The sequence below is a fragment of the Dictyobacter arantiisoli genome (assembly GCF_008326305.1).
In the GTDB taxonomy this organism is placed as follows: Bacteria; Chloroflexota; Ktedonobacteria; order Ktedonobacterales; family Ktedonobacteraceae; genus Dictyobacter; species Dictyobacter arantiisoli.
In genome coordinates this window covers 18543-32088 of sequence record NZ_BIXY01000089.1, presented here as the reverse complement: position 1 = coordinate 32088, position 13546 = coordinate 18543, and the positions used below count along the sequence as shown (strand labels likewise).

11 protein-coding genes are annotated in these 13546 nt (G+C 50.3%); 4 read left to right on the top strand and 7 right to left on the bottom strand.

Annotation, left to right across the window (positions count from 1 at the left end):
* Nucleotides 1-201: 201 nt before the first annotated feature.
* Nucleotides 202-363 carry a hypothetical protein gene (locus F1593_RS28575; protein ID WP_172632359.1) on the top strand — a complete coding sequence of 54 codons (162 nt, stop codon included), beginning with the start codon at nucleotides 202-204 and terminating at the stop codon, nucleotides 361-363.
* 87 nt (nucleotides 364-450) lie between these two features.
* Here the strand turns inward: F1593_RS28575 and F1593_RS22645 are convergent, their stop codons facing one another.
* On the bottom strand, nucleotides 451-1461 hold the full coding sequence (locus F1593_RS22645) for an aldo/keto reductase (protein ID WP_149403837.1): 1011 nt from the start codon (nucleotides 1459-1461) through the stop codon (nucleotides 451-453).
* Nucleotides 1462-1744: 283 nt separating this feature from the next.
* On the opposite strand from F1593_RS22645, the gene F1593_RS22640 reads away from it, so the two are divergent.
* Complete coding sequence (locus F1593_RS22640) at nucleotides 1745-2173, top strand: RrF2 family transcriptional regulator (RefSeq protein WP_172632358.1); 429 nt, start codon at nucleotides 1745-1747, stop codon at nucleotides 2171-2173.
* Nucleotides 2174-2398: 225 nt separating this feature from the next.
* Here F1593_RS22640 and F1593_RS22635 read toward each other — a convergent pair whose 3' ends face one another.
* The gene (locus tag F1593_RS22635) at nucleotides 2399-3118 is read right to left on the bottom strand and encodes a ThuA domain-containing protein (RefSeq protein WP_149403835.1); all 720 of its coding nucleotides are present in this window, start codon (nucleotides 3116-3118) and stop codon (nucleotides 2399-2401) included.
* A 379-nt stretch (nucleotides 3119-3497) separates the two neighbouring features.
* Here F1593_RS22635 and F1593_RS22630 point away from each other — a divergent pair, with 379 nt between their 5' ends.
* Nucleotides 3498-4886: a hypothetical protein gene (locus tag F1593_RS22630; protein ID WP_149403834.1), complete on the top strand. Its 1389-nt coding sequence runs from the start codon at nucleotides 3498-3500 to the stop codon at nucleotides 4884-4886.
* 84 nt (nucleotides 4887-4970) lie between these two features.
* Here the strand turns inward: F1593_RS22630 and F1593_RS22625 are convergent, their stop codons facing one another.
* From F1593_RS22625 to lepB, 4 genes are all read right to left on the bottom strand, one after another.
* A complete protein-coding gene (locus tag F1593_RS22625; protein WP_149403833.1) occupies nucleotides 4971-6416 on the bottom strand; it encodes a hypothetical protein in 1446 nt (481 codons plus the stop codon).
* A gap of 433 nt (nucleotides 6417-6849) precedes the next feature.
* Nucleotides 6850-7941, bottom strand: coding sequence for a uroporphyrinogen decarboxylase (gene hemE, locus F1593_RS22620; protein WP_149403832.1), 1092 nt, complete (start codon nucleotides 7939-7941; stop codon nucleotides 6850-6852).
* Nucleotides 7942-8046: 105 nt separating this feature from the next.
* Nucleotides 8047-9111, bottom strand: a complete 1065-nt coding sequence (gene hemE / locus F1593_RS22615; protein WP_149403831.1) for a uroporphyrinogen decarboxylase — start codon at nucleotides 9109-9111, stop codon at nucleotides 8047-8049.
* A 238-nt stretch (nucleotides 9112-9349) separates the two neighbouring features.
* Nucleotides 9350-9904, bottom strand: a complete 555-nt coding sequence (lepB, locus tag F1593_RS22610; protein WP_149403830.1) for a signal peptidase I — start codon at nucleotides 9902-9904, stop codon at nucleotides 9350-9352.
* Between the two features lie 439 nt (nucleotides 9905-10343).
* Between lepB and F1593_RS22605 the strand changes: the two genes are divergently transcribed.
* Entirely contained in the window at nucleotides 10344-12209 is a 1866-nt protein-coding gene (locus F1593_RS22605; protein ID WP_149403829.1) for a protein kinase domain-containing protein, read from the top strand.
* Between the two features lie 330 nt (nucleotides 12210-12539).
* On the opposite strand, the gene F1593_RS22600 is transcribed toward F1593_RS22605, so the two are convergent.
* Nucleotides 12540-13364, bottom strand: a complete 825-nt coding sequence (locus tag F1593_RS22600) for a MerR family transcriptional regulator (RefSeq protein WP_149403828.1) — start codon at nucleotides 13362-13364, stop codon at nucleotides 12540-12542.
* Nucleotides 13365-13546: the final 182 nt, after the last annotated feature.

Genomic DNA, 13546 nt, shown 5'->3' with positions numbered 1-13546 from the left:
ATTTTAATCACCAACAGTGTAGACCAGGAGGCCATTTTTGCCTAGTGCCTGCAATTCCTGGAATTCCTTCATCTCATTGATTGGAGGTTTTACGGGTTCTCCAAAAATCCGGGATGACTCATACTTAAGGTAGTATTCTGTTATTCTTCATTTGAAGGAGTGCCGCCTGCGGCGGCGAAGAAAAGAAGAAAAAGGGGTATTTTGGGGACACCCCAAACCCCGGCAAAGGGCTGGCGGCCCTTTGCAATCCCGCTTGAAAAGTCTTCTGTTCGCCCCTATGGGGCTGGCGGCCCTTTGCAATCCCGCTTGAAAAGTCTTCTGTTCGCCCCTATGGGGCTGGCGGCCCTTTGCAATCCCGCTTGAAAAGCCTTCTGTTCGCCCCTATGGGGCTCGCCGCCCTTTGCAATCCCGCTTTTCAAATAACTGTAACGCAGTACTAGTAAAAAGGGATTAGAAGGCGCGTGGGACGATCTCGTCAATTGCTTTGAGCTCTTCTTCACTGAATTCCAGGTTCTTCAGGGCGTCGACATTTTCCTCAATTTGTTCTGGTTTGGAGGCACCGATCAGGACGCTGGTGACAGCTGGCAGGCGCAGATTCCAGGCCAGGGCCATCTGCGCGAGGGTTTGACCACGCTCCTTAGCAATTTTATTGAGGCGGCGAATTTTATCCAGTTTTTCGCCTTGTACGACATCCTCGTTGGATTTGCGGCCCCACCATGCTGCGGCGCGCGAGTCATCTGGGATAGTATCTCCGAGATATTTGTTGCTGAGCAAACCTTGCGCCAGAGGACTGAAGGTGATGACGCCAATGCCGTTACGAGCGGTATGGTCGAAGAGATTGTGTTCACAACGACGCTCCAGCAAGTTGTAGCGCGGCTGATGAATAGTAATGGGTGTTAATCCCATCTGCTTCGTGACCTGAACTGCTTGCTCAAGGTGATCTCCAGGGAAGTTACTCACGCCAACATACAGGGCCTTGCCCTGCTTGACAATCAGATCCAGAGCTGCCATGGTCTCTTCCAGTGGAGTATGGGGATCAGGACGGTGGGCATAGAAAATATCTACATAATCGAGGTCGAGACGCTTCAGGGATTGATCGAGGCTGGCGACCAGTGATTTTTTTGAGAGCCACTCACCATATGGTCCTTCCCACATATGATAGCCAGCTTTACTCGAAATAATGAGCTCATCGCGTGGCATGTCCTTGACAATCTTGCCGACGATGCGCTCAGCATTGCCGGGAGGGCGACCGTAGTTGTTGGCGATATCAAAGTGGGTAATGCCCAGATCAAAGGCTTTGTAGAGGCAGGCGCGAGCAATTTCCTCGCCACGGTATCCACCAAATGTCTCCCAGGCTCCCAACGAGATGGCGGGCAACATTAAGCCTGAGCGGCCCGTACGACGATAAAGCATCGTATCATAGCGCTGTTCCGCGAATTGATATGTCTCTTGTTCTGACATAGGTTCCCTCTTTCAGTTTTTCTGTAGAGATGAAATGTAAATGCAGGTTCAGTTGTGGCTAAACCGATAGCTCTCTAATACTTTATTCTAAAACCTTTTCCGAAATAGTGATATAGTGAATAGAGCGATATATGTCTCTGACTCTATTATGACGTGGCTATTTGATTTTGTCGAGCTCCTAATCTTCTTATCAATATACGTTAAATATATGAGCATTGCGCTATTTGCTAATGAAGTACTCGATTGGTTATGATATGTTGAGAATATGCCTGAGCAAGAGGATATGATGAGTATTGAAACTTCAATGGGTTCGGGCTGGTTTGCGGTGGCTGTGCAGGCATTGGTGGTACTGGCTCGCACGGAAGGGAATTGTTCAAGTTCAATGATCGCTTGTAGCCTGAAGGCGCATGCGGTCTTTTTGCGCCGCGTGATGGCTCAACTTGTACGCAGCGATATTGTAGAGGTACGTGAGGGCCGCGATGGAGGCTACCGCTTGAGCCGAGCGGCTGAGTGTATCACGCTGGCCGACGTCTATAAAGCGGTGCATGGGGTTGGAGCGCTGGATCTAAGTCCTTATGAAGCCCATTCAGATTGTACCTTTACGTGCCGTATTTCGGCTGTTATGCATGCTATATCAAATGAGGTTGACGAACAGGTACAAATTACGCTGACACAGCATACTATTGCACAAATTGTAGCAAAAGCCCTGTAAAGAATGTGGCAGACACCCCGCGCTCCGTCATGGGCTGCCGCCCCCATAGGTGCGAACAGAAGCGGGATTGTTAAGGGTGCAATCCTTAACCTGTGGTTTGGGGTTGTGCCCCGATCTCTTACCTCCCTTTCGCCGCCGCGTGCGGCGGCGAAGAAAAGAAGGAAAAGGGGTATTTGGGGACACCCCAAACCCCGGCAAAGGGCTGGCCGCCCTTTGCAATCCCGCTTATTTATTGACGGGTTGGGTGTTGCCACGGATCAGTTTGCGGGTGGCGGTTGGGGCAGCCCAATGCACGGCATTGCGGATGACCTGCTGAATTTCTGGATTATGATAGGTCGGAATGGTTTCATGTCCCGGTCGGAAGTAGAAGATCTTACCCTGACCACGCGTATAGCAGCAGCCACTGCGGAAAATTTCTCCGCCGGTGAACCAGCTCACGAACACCAACTCATCGGGAGTGGGGATACCAAAGGGCTCGCCATACATTTCTTCGTGTTCGAGTTCGATATATTCTCCAATGCCTTCTGTGATCGGATGGCCGGGCGTGACGACCCAGAGTCGCTCTTTATCATTGGACTCGCGCCATTTGAGATCACAATCGGTCCCCAGCAAGCGTTTAAAGATCTTTGAGAAGTGGCCGGAATGCAAGACAATCAGTCCCATGCCATCCAGGACACGCTTGTGAACTTTATCCACAATCTCATCGCGTACTTCGGCATGGGCCATATGTCCCCACCAGATCAGGACATCTGTATTGTTGAGCACCTCATCGGTCAAGCCATGTTCGGGCTCATCGAGGGTAGCTGTGCGTACAGTCAGGCCATCGTTTCCCAGCGCTCTGGCAATCGTTCCATGAATACCTTCTGGATAGATTTTGGCAACCTCCTGCGATTGGCGTTCATGGCGAAATTCGTTCCAGACGGTGACACGGATATTGGCTGTCATACAATGCCTCTTTCTATTCTACTTGAATCTGGATTGTCTTTTTTTATGAATAATCCATCGGTTTTCATTGTGCTCTTTCAATCCTCAATGTTTGCTTGCTTTGGAGGTATCATGATGAAGAACACTACACGCCTTCATTGTAGCACGTGATCTTTGTCGTTTGCCGCTACTACATTGGTATATTGACACTTTTATTGCTTTATTCCAATACTGTTCTTATCACCCATCTTGTCGATTATATAGCAGAAGGTCTTTTTGCTGGCGCGAAGATCTATTCATTGTTTGTTTGTTTGACTGACTGACTGATCTCCAGGTCTCATTTTTTTTGATGTTGCGCTGGATAGCTGTGCTCGGCGAGCTCTCTAAAGAGGGGTGTATCATGAATCAATTACAGACGCGACCGCCGCAGGAGGAGCCGGAAAGCTCTCTCTGGCGACGTTATCGCGCTTCTAAAAAGGCGCGTCAAATAACCTCGGCTTTGCTATTTGGACTTCCTATTGTAGTCCTGATTACGTTAATGTATACCGTTTTTATACGTCCCCCTTTTGATCCTAAAGCAGGACTGCATATTTCTCCACCGATTGGTGTTCGCACCAATGATCTGGATGTGCTTTCGGCTGAGGTGTTGCAGGATATGAATGCCCATAGCTGGGATGGGCAGCATCAGACGACCCTGATCAACTGGCGCAAGAGCGATCCAGCGCAGGTCAATTGTGGGCCGGAGCATTGTGATCAGCGTGGACATTCGACACGCCAGGATAGCGCCAATGATTTGCGCTTACTTGAGAATATGTACTGGTACAGGGCGCGCCATCCCGGTGATACCTCGCTGGATACTTTTATTGCTCGTATCCTGCCAACCGTGCAGCGTGGCTGGGGGCATACGATCTTGAATAAAGGTTGGGTCTACTTTGAGCTGCTCCGTATGCGGGATTATAGCGGCGCTATCGCCTATTGGAATCAGACATTACAGGGTTGGGCGACCTCGGAGTATCAACATCTGGACCACACACTTGGTATCCAACATGGGCGGATTGATACCTCGGCTGGCGCGGTCAAAGCACCGCTTCAGGATGGCTATCGTGTGGATCATGCTCTGGAGACGGGCCTGGCCCTGGTGGATGCCGGAACGCGCTTTCAACATCCTGAATGGATCACGGCTGGCAAGCGAGATGTAGCCGAGGTTATCAAACAGGCGTACAATCCACAGTATCATCTGTTTGGCCGCATTTACCTGATCCACGATAGGCGTTTTGGTGCTAATCGCCTCATGGATACGCAGGCCCGCATGGGCGAAACTGGTCAGGAGATCGAGGCGTTGATGCGTACCGGAGCTTACACCCATACCAATGCCTATTTATCCCTGGCTAAGGATATGTTAGATGGATTGGAGCATTCGCCATTACGTGATCCGGTCAACGGAGGGTTTTACTTCAAGATCTTCCTTGGTCCATACATGGGTGAAAAGGCTGGTTTTGTTGATAAAACCATCAAAGAAGCACGCCAACTGCATGTGCTGATTGCAGTTCATCTGGCGAATCAGGTTTTTCATCAGCGCTGGTTGGGCCTTGAGCAGGATCTAATCCATGTCGCCACGCAACGCCTCTTCCTGCCCGCGCCGGTCCCTGGCTTTACCTACCGCATCCAGCTCAATGGGCAGCTCTATCCCTGCCCTAGCTGCGTAGCTCCGCACGTGGAAGACTGGGTCACTTCCGAGGCTGATAATATCGCACTGGAAGCTATGCAGACCGTCCTGACCCATCCTTAGCTTTTCTCTTCAATCCATCATGAGCAAGTGGGATTGTTCATGACTTATCGCCCTGAATAATCCCATTTGCTCATGATAAAGATTTTAACGCAGGTGCTGTTTATCGTCTATATATGGGAGCAGTGCTATGTGGGGTGAGGTGATCTTTGTCGTGGGGGGAGCTGTGTTGGTTCCACCACGTAAATTGATACGAAAATAGACTTCCTTGTTAAAGTTTCCATAGACACCATCGATGGTATCAGACAATTCATTGCCCGCACGTGGGATGGTGAAGGTGGGGGAGTGGCAAAAATCATAGTCGGTACAGCCAGGGAAGCGCGAGATATCTAATTTGATTTCGGGACCAAGCCTGGTCCCATCAGTATCATTAGCGGCCCCGGGATAAATATTGATCGTGTTTCCCTGTTCGCCCATCGCAATGATATAGAAATGCCCTTGCGTATCCTGGATGATGCGCATCTTTTGTCCAAAGTTGACGCCATGCATGGCTACATCTTTCACCAGTTTGCCGTTTTCGAGTATCGCCTGGTGTGGGCCATCATATTCGTTGAGATAGAGGATGTGGAGGCGATTGGCGGTATCAACATAGCTATCTGTGACATAGAGAACGTCACGATCACTGGTATCACTGGTATCTTTTGGCTGAACAGTTTTGATTACGAGTTGGCTGGGGAGAGGATTTTTGGCGGTGACGTCATCGAAATGAAAATATTTGATCTCATTAAAGATCCATGGATTGCCCTGCGAGGCTTGCGGAAGGCCCAGAATGTGACGTTGGACATCGCGGGTGGCAACAATGGAGAGATCGCCGTTATAGCCTGGAAAGAGGAATGCATAGGTATAGCGTAAATCCAGTTTGTTGGTATGAAATGTCCAGAGATTGGCCTGGCTATTATAATAGGTCCAGTTGAAAACGCCTGGCTTATCCTCTCCCGTCTGAATAAAAGCCATATCGCCATTATCATTGACACCGACGCTGCTATAGCCCTGTTCCTGACCCGTTTGCCAGTTGCCGGGCAACCATTCACTTATAAAAGTTTTGCCGTTATCGGAGGAATAAATATGTTGTAGCTTGCCCTGTGTACCGGGCCAGGCAAAGAGATGAATTGAATCATTCTTCCCCAGCACGATATTGATTGGTTCGACCCCCGCGTTGCCGGTTCTTATTTCCTGCCAATCAGCACTCCGCGGCGCTTTATGCATCAAATGCCATTCACGATCAGTTAATCCTTCGCCTGCTGAAATATATGTCATAAAAAGATCGCCGTTCGCGGTACGAACAATCCGTTCTTTCTGTGCTCCCCAACTATTTGGCACGTATTGATCTCCGCTGCCATAAGCTTGATCGGTAATTAGTGCAAGTTGTTGTAGCATGGGTTTTCCAGCCTGTGTGGCCCGTGGAGTCGCATAAATATGTGTCACCAGTTCTCCCGGCTGTTCATTGAGATTGAGCAAGTAGATGGCGAGTACCATAATAACTACCAGCGATAAGGATGACATAATGAGAATTATCGCTGATCTTTGACTCATCTTCAAGTTGACCCCCTTCTTGCATGAGATAGAATTGCGTCCATAATGCTATCATACCTCACAATATACCAGAACAGTTATATAGGGACAACAATTCTGTCCTGGTGCGCTTTTTGATGGTGTGCCTATCCTATAAAATGCATCTGCTACGCTGTCTGTCTTCTTTTGTTAGAGGAGGAAAGAAATCGGGCAAGGATGGGCTATTTTGGGAATATCCCATCCTGTTTTGGTTGGTACTTTGTCAAACTTCGTTTGATGAGTTGTGCGCCCGCTACGCGGGCGGGATGGGGGAGAGGAGATGACGGGGGCACAGCCCCCGATCCCCCAGTCAAGGGGCTCGCCGCCCCTTGCATCCGGGGCTCTCAGCCCCTTGCATCCGGGGCTCTCAGCCCCTTGCATCCGGGGCTCTCATCACATGATGTCTGACAGAGTGCTAGGCTGGTTGTGGGGTGCGTGAGGTGTAGGTATGGACGAAATCGACGAGGCGTCGGACATTATCAACTGGTGTGCCCTGAAGGATGCCATGTCCCAGGTTGAAGATGTGGCCGGGTTTGCCCGCCACACTATCTAGAATCTCTCTGGTGCGTCGTTCAATTTCGGGCCAGGGGGCGAATAAGGTAACTGGATCGAGATTGCCCTGGACAGCTGTGCCGGGCTTGAGCGTTTGCCAGGTACTGGCAAGATCTTGATGCCAATCAATGCCGATTACATCACCACCCGCTTCCTGTAAGAGGTCAAGCATGCCTCCAGTGTTGGTGCCAAAGTGAATGATTGGCACGCCTCCCTGTCTGGCGATGTCAAGGGCATGCTTGCTGTGCGGCAGGATGTATTCTCGATAGTCGGCCGGGCTTAACGCGCCGACCCAGCTATCGAAGAATTGGAGCGCCTGCGCACCTGCGCGAGCCTGTGCCAGCAGATACTGACCGATTACAGCGCTTAGTTTCTCCATCAGCAGATGCCAGGTTGCTGGGTCGCTCATCATCATCCCTTTGGCGTGGAGATAGTTTTTGCTGCTCCCCCCCTCAATAGCATAGGAAGCCAGGGTAAAGGGTGCGCCGCTGAAGCCGATCAAGGGAATATTGCGGCTGGCAAGTTCACGGCGTACCAGTTTGATAGCCTCCAATGTGAACCAGAGGCTCTCTTCTGGCTCAGGTACACGCAAAGCTTCAACGTCGGCACGTGTGCGCAGTGGATTATGGATGACCGGTCCTTCACCCTTCATAAACTCGAGGTTCAGCCCCATCCCTTGCAAAGGAGGCAAGATATCCGCAAAAATAATCGCAGCATCCAGGTCAAAGGCCCGCATCGGTTGTAGCGTTACTTCAGCAGCCAATTCTGGCGTCTTGATCAATTCTAGAATAGGATGCTGTGCCCGTAGGGCTCGATATTCTTCCATATAGCGACCTGCCTGGCGCATCAGCCAGATGGGCGTTGCGTCCACTGGTAAACCATAGCAGGCTCGCAAAAAACGGCTCTGTAGCTTCGCCTCTGGCGTGGCCTGTGTCAGAGTTGATGTTCTATCCATTATTTTCTATTTCCTATCTTCCTGGTCCGAAAAGTATCTATAGCATGTATATTGCTTGAAGCACGCATAGATGCGTCGAATGAGTACTCGTTTCCTTAGTGCAGGCTAGTTCCAGGAATATGTGTGAACAAAGTCGGCCAGCCTGCGCAGTGTGTCCGGTTGCGTCGCTGGATGGACTGCGTGGCCGAGATTGAAGATATGTCCAGGGCGCGGCCCGACGCTTTCCAGGATGGCTCGCGCTTGCGCTTCAATAGCGTCCCAGGGGGCGAGCATAAGCATGGGATCGAGGTTGCCCATGATCGCATGCTGGTCGCCAATTTGTTGCCAGGCTGTGTCAATATCGACACGCCAGTCAACTCCAATTACATCTCCGCCTGCTTCAGCCATAGCGCTCAAGAGGCTGGCGTTGGCGGTACCAAAGTGAATGCTCACTCCTCCCGCATCTTTGATGGCGGCAAGGACTCGTTGTGAGTAAGGTTGGACAAACGTCCGGTAGATTGTCGGTCCCAGTATGCCGACATTGCTATCAAACATCTGTACAACATCAGCTCCTGCCCTGATTTCTGCCTGCACGTAGCTGATCAATACCCGAGTAATTTTTTCTAATAAGGCATGCCATACTTCAGGTTGTTGATACAACACTGTTTTGGCGCGTGCATAATCGCGTGAGGGAATGCCTTCAAGTATATATAGAGCCAGCGTAAGGGGACCACCAGCAATCGCAATCACGGCTTGCTTGCCATGTAGCTCCCGTTTGACAATCCTGATCGCCTCCATTACAAAGGGCGTGGCCTCTTCTGCATCGCTGATAATAAGATTCTCCACGTCCTGAAGGGATTGGACAGGATTCTCAACGATAGGGCCGCGTGCCGGATCAAGTTCTGTGTGCAGTCCCATGCCTGCGAAGGGAAGGATAATATCGTTGTACATGACGGCCGCATCGACGCCGTAGCGCTCAACTGGCAGGAGCGATACCTGTGAGCATAGTTCTGGTGTGCGTGCGATCGTTAAAATATCATAGCTTTCGCGTAGTTTGCGGTAATCGGCCAGACAATGGCCCGCCTGACGCATAAACCAGAGCGGTGTCGTTGTGACAGGTTGGCGTTGGCAGGCAGAGATAAAGCGAGCGACGCCCATGGGATTGGGCGTTGGTTGAGACGTTGATTGCATACGACTTCCTTGTATATCTACCTTCAGGTGTATTCGTGTTTTTGCTATTGTTCTCGCATCATAGCTGTCCTGACCGCGTGGGAGAGGTTACGGCTTATTCATGACACGACCGAGCATATATATAGCATAACGTGAGGAAATCTGGAATGCAATGTTAAAACTCATGAAATCTCTATTATATGCAGGTTTATGCTAGAGATTCGCACAAATCTCTAGCGATTTCTATAGAATTTGGGTATCAGGGGGCAGGATTTTTGACCTGAGCAAAGGTATCTGAATGGTTGTTAATAAAGCCGAATTGTGAGAGCGGCCAAAAATTAATCACAGCCTTGCCGACAATCATATCTTTATTTACAGAGCCCCAATTGCGCGAATCATCGGCAATTTGACGATTATCGTTGAGTAGAAAATATGTGTTGGGAGCAACCTTCCACTCGCGTGCCTCAGGATTAAAGGGTGTCTGCACATAGGGCTCAACGAGGGTAGTTCCATTGACGGTGACATGGGTACTATTCGTTCTGATCGTATCTCCGGGCAGACCAATGATACGGGCTACCACGTCGGTATTGGGATTAGAGGGATAATGCAGCACAACAACATCGCCGCGATCTGGCTTTTTAAAGAGATAGGAGGTCCGATTGACCATGATATATGCGTTACTGCTCACGCTGGGCTGCATGTTGGTGTTGTTGTGCATCGCGTAACCATGAATAACGAAGCGAATAACGATAAAGAGTACCAGTGTAAAGGCAATTATTTCAACTATTTCGCGTGTGAAATGAGATCTTTTCAAGATGAATCTCCCGTATGCGACGTGTTTTTTATCTATAGAGAGTGCGCCGGGCGAAAATAGAGCGCATGAGAAGTTATTTTTTTCAATCTTTGTTGATAGTGCAGCTTTTGAATGTATAGAGTATTGCTTTCGTGCGACTCGTAGGGGTAGTATAGCGCAGAGTGTCTGGAAAATCCGAGAATACTACAAAGGATAGCCCAAAACTACCAACGTATTTTCCCTATTCTATCAGAATGCCATTTTTGCTGCATTCTGCTTCAATTGCTACCCAAACTACCCACAAGTCCTGTCGAGGACTGGTTTGTCTTGACGCTCATCCTCTTGAGTTGTTACACTATAGAGAAAGGGATTTTTTTGTGGTTGGGAGCTTGTGTGTACGAAGCGTTGTGCCTTACCGCAAAGGTGAGGACTACAATGGCACATATCAAGGGGGGATGTTATGCTCACATCGGTGGCGCAACTTGTTGGGCAAAATATTGGCGCGTATAGGCTTACACAATTAATTGGCCAGGGGAAATTGAGCGCGGTATATATCGCTCAACAGCAGACGAGTGAGCAGTCAGTGATGGTGACGATTTTTTTGTTGCCGGATGAGTGCCAGGGGTTGGCACGAGAACGCTTTATGGAGCGTTTTATGCAGCAAGCTGCCGCTTTGAAGCGCTTACAACATCCCCATGTTGTGCCGACCTACGCGTTTGGTGAGCAATATGGCTATCCCTATCTGGTATCGCCGCTGATTGAAGGGGATACCATCGCGACGCTGCTTGCCAGCCAGGGTCGCTGTACACCTGAGCTTATGCTGCCCCTCTTACGTCAGATTGCAGAAGCCCTGGATTATGTGCATAACCAGCAGGTATGGCATGGGACGCTGAAATCCTCAAATGTGCTCCTGGTACGCGAAGGTGGTGCTGAGGGAATCTATACTGTGATGGTGGCTGGCTTTGGGCTGGCACATATGCTTGAGATAAATGGCATTGGTCAGGTGGCGCACCCCTATCGGGGTCTATTTAGTGTCGCGGGCACCCTGTTAACAAATCCTGCCTATAGCGCGCCTGAGCTCGTGCAGGGAGGGGGCTTCGACACCCGTACGGATGTGTACGCATTGGGTATCCTGGTTTTTGAAATGTTGTGTGGACATGCCCCTTTCACCAGTGCCGACCCCTTTGAGCTGATCCAGATGCATGTTGATGAGCGTATCCCCTCGCTCCATGCGGTGGTCCCTGAGCTTCCGGCGGCGTTAGACATCGCATTACAGCGGGCGCTTGAGCGCGATCCCAATCTGCGTCTCCAGTCGGCTGGCAAGCTGGTCACTGCTTTCGAGCGCGTACTAGATGTGATGGAAGAAGCAGCTAAGCCTGCGGTCGCGTTCCTTGAAACACTGCCCGGCACTACTGCGACCAGTACATCCCTACCTATGAAAGTACATCTAAATTTGCTGGACACATTGCCGCCTGGTGAGACGCGTGAAGGAAATCTGGCGATGCCTGGCATCACTTCAAGCCGTATACCCAGTGTCGCGCTGACCTTTCCTGGAAGCACACAATTTAATTTGCAACGTATCGCTCTCATCAACCGCCCGGCTATATCTGCGCCGCGCCAGACTGCAGACGCGTCATATGCCATGCCCAACTTAGCTACCAGCCAGAAATTATCTGCTATAGCGGTTGAGACCGGTAAATTTCCAGGCTTGCGCCAGAACACTCCACCTCCTGCTACGCCCCTTGCGATCACTACGCCACCTCCAGGAGAGGCAATGACTGGTAAGCAGGCAGCCATGCCTACAAAGCAACGTAGCAAACGCCCGGGACAGCCTGATCCAGGGCGGCGGCGTATTATCACGGCGGTCAACAGTATTATTACTGTAGGTGTGCTGGCAGGCGGCGGCTTTAGCCTGTTGCGACTGGTCCAAAATGGAACACTACATCTGCCCGGGCAGTCCACCAATACTACTCCAGTAGCCCCCCAGGCTACCAGAGATCACATGGTTGCCCCGCCAGGCACCTTGATCAGTACCGCGCTACCCGCGAAAAACACTGCTCACAATTTCACCAATCCTGTGAGCAACAATGAAGGTATCTTGATCAATCTGCCGGACAATGTGCTGGTTGCCTATGATCGAGCCTGTACGCACCAGGGAGTGCTCGTCAACTATGATGCCCAGAGTCACACCCTGATTTGCCCACGTCACCATGCCCAATTTGATCCCGCGCAGCATGGGAAAGTTCTAAAAGGGCCTGCAACCAGGCCTCTCCCCACAGTTATGGTTCGAGTCTATTCAGATGGAACTGTGTCGGTTGTCAGCTAATGCGCCAGCTTTGTCCCTGACCATTTTTTTCATTGTGAAGCAAGCCCCTTTAACGTTTGAGGTGGGAGGCAGGCAGTCGCCTACCTCCTACCTCAAACAAAACTTCTCTCTGCCTTGCGCAGGCAAGCATGCACTCACAAAGTGTTTGATTCCCATGGTCTTCGCCATCCTGATGCATGAGTTTTCGCCCCTGCGGTGCTCAAAACTGTTTTTAGTGGGTGGTGCAGAATAGGTGCGAAGCACCTATTCTGCACCACCCACAGGTGGGTGAGCCACAAAAACCCGATGGGAGTGGGAATCAAACACTTTATCAGTAGGATCGTCAGAGCCCTACTGTGCTTCCTGCCCTTGTTGATGGATAGCGACTGCGCGGGCAATAAACGCGCTCTCCTCGGCATTATAGGGTAACTTGAGTGGTTGCTCTTGTTCAGGCAATTGCTCAAGCGTCTTATAATACTTTTTAAGGCCAGACTCGATAGCCATATCGCCATGGGTGAATTGGGCAATCAGAGTGCGGTATGCGGCGACCCACTTCTGAGCCTCAGCGCTGGCTGGATCTGCCCCTGTGGCGACCAACTGATGTAGTTCGCTATTCACCGCTTGCCATTGCTGATCCGCCTGTTTTTGATCTTCTTCACTCCAGCCCTGACCCCAGTCGGCTATCTGCTGACGCTGTTCAGAAGTATAGGCTTGCTCGCTGATCTGCTGCATCTTTTCGAGCTGCTCTTTGGTAAAGTATTTCTCGTGCCAATCACTATTTTGCTGCATTTGTATCACCTGGATCACACTTACAATTGACTCCCAGATGGGCTGTTTGTTTTGCATTCGACTTTCGGCCTGATTGACCGCCTGGATAATTGTCTCCAGTTGAGCGCGCCGTTCGTACAACATCTGCTTCTGGATTGCAAGCACCTGTTGGAGTTGCTGTGGTTCCGTTTGCAAGCAAGTTTTAATCTCTGCCAGAGAGAAGCCAAGCATTTTTAGTGCCAGAATCTGCTGCAAGCAAAAGAAATCCTGTTCGCTATATAAACGATGTCCAGAAGCGGTATGCTGCTGTGGTGATAGGAGTCCAACCTTGTCATAAAAGCGTAGGGTACGCACCGTAACAGCTGCTTTTCTGGCAAACTGACCCGTCTGATAATAACCTTGATCCAAGTACTACCTCCTTTCATGAGAGAGCATAAGGGATGACGTAACGTCATATGCAAGCCTTTTTCATCCCAATTTCGGAGGTAGTGTTGTATCTATTGTTGACACTCCCTGGCATAAATGCACAGGGATTCTTCCTTCATCCATGAGACTTGCCCATCAGTCTCACAACTGAAAGGTAGCGGTCC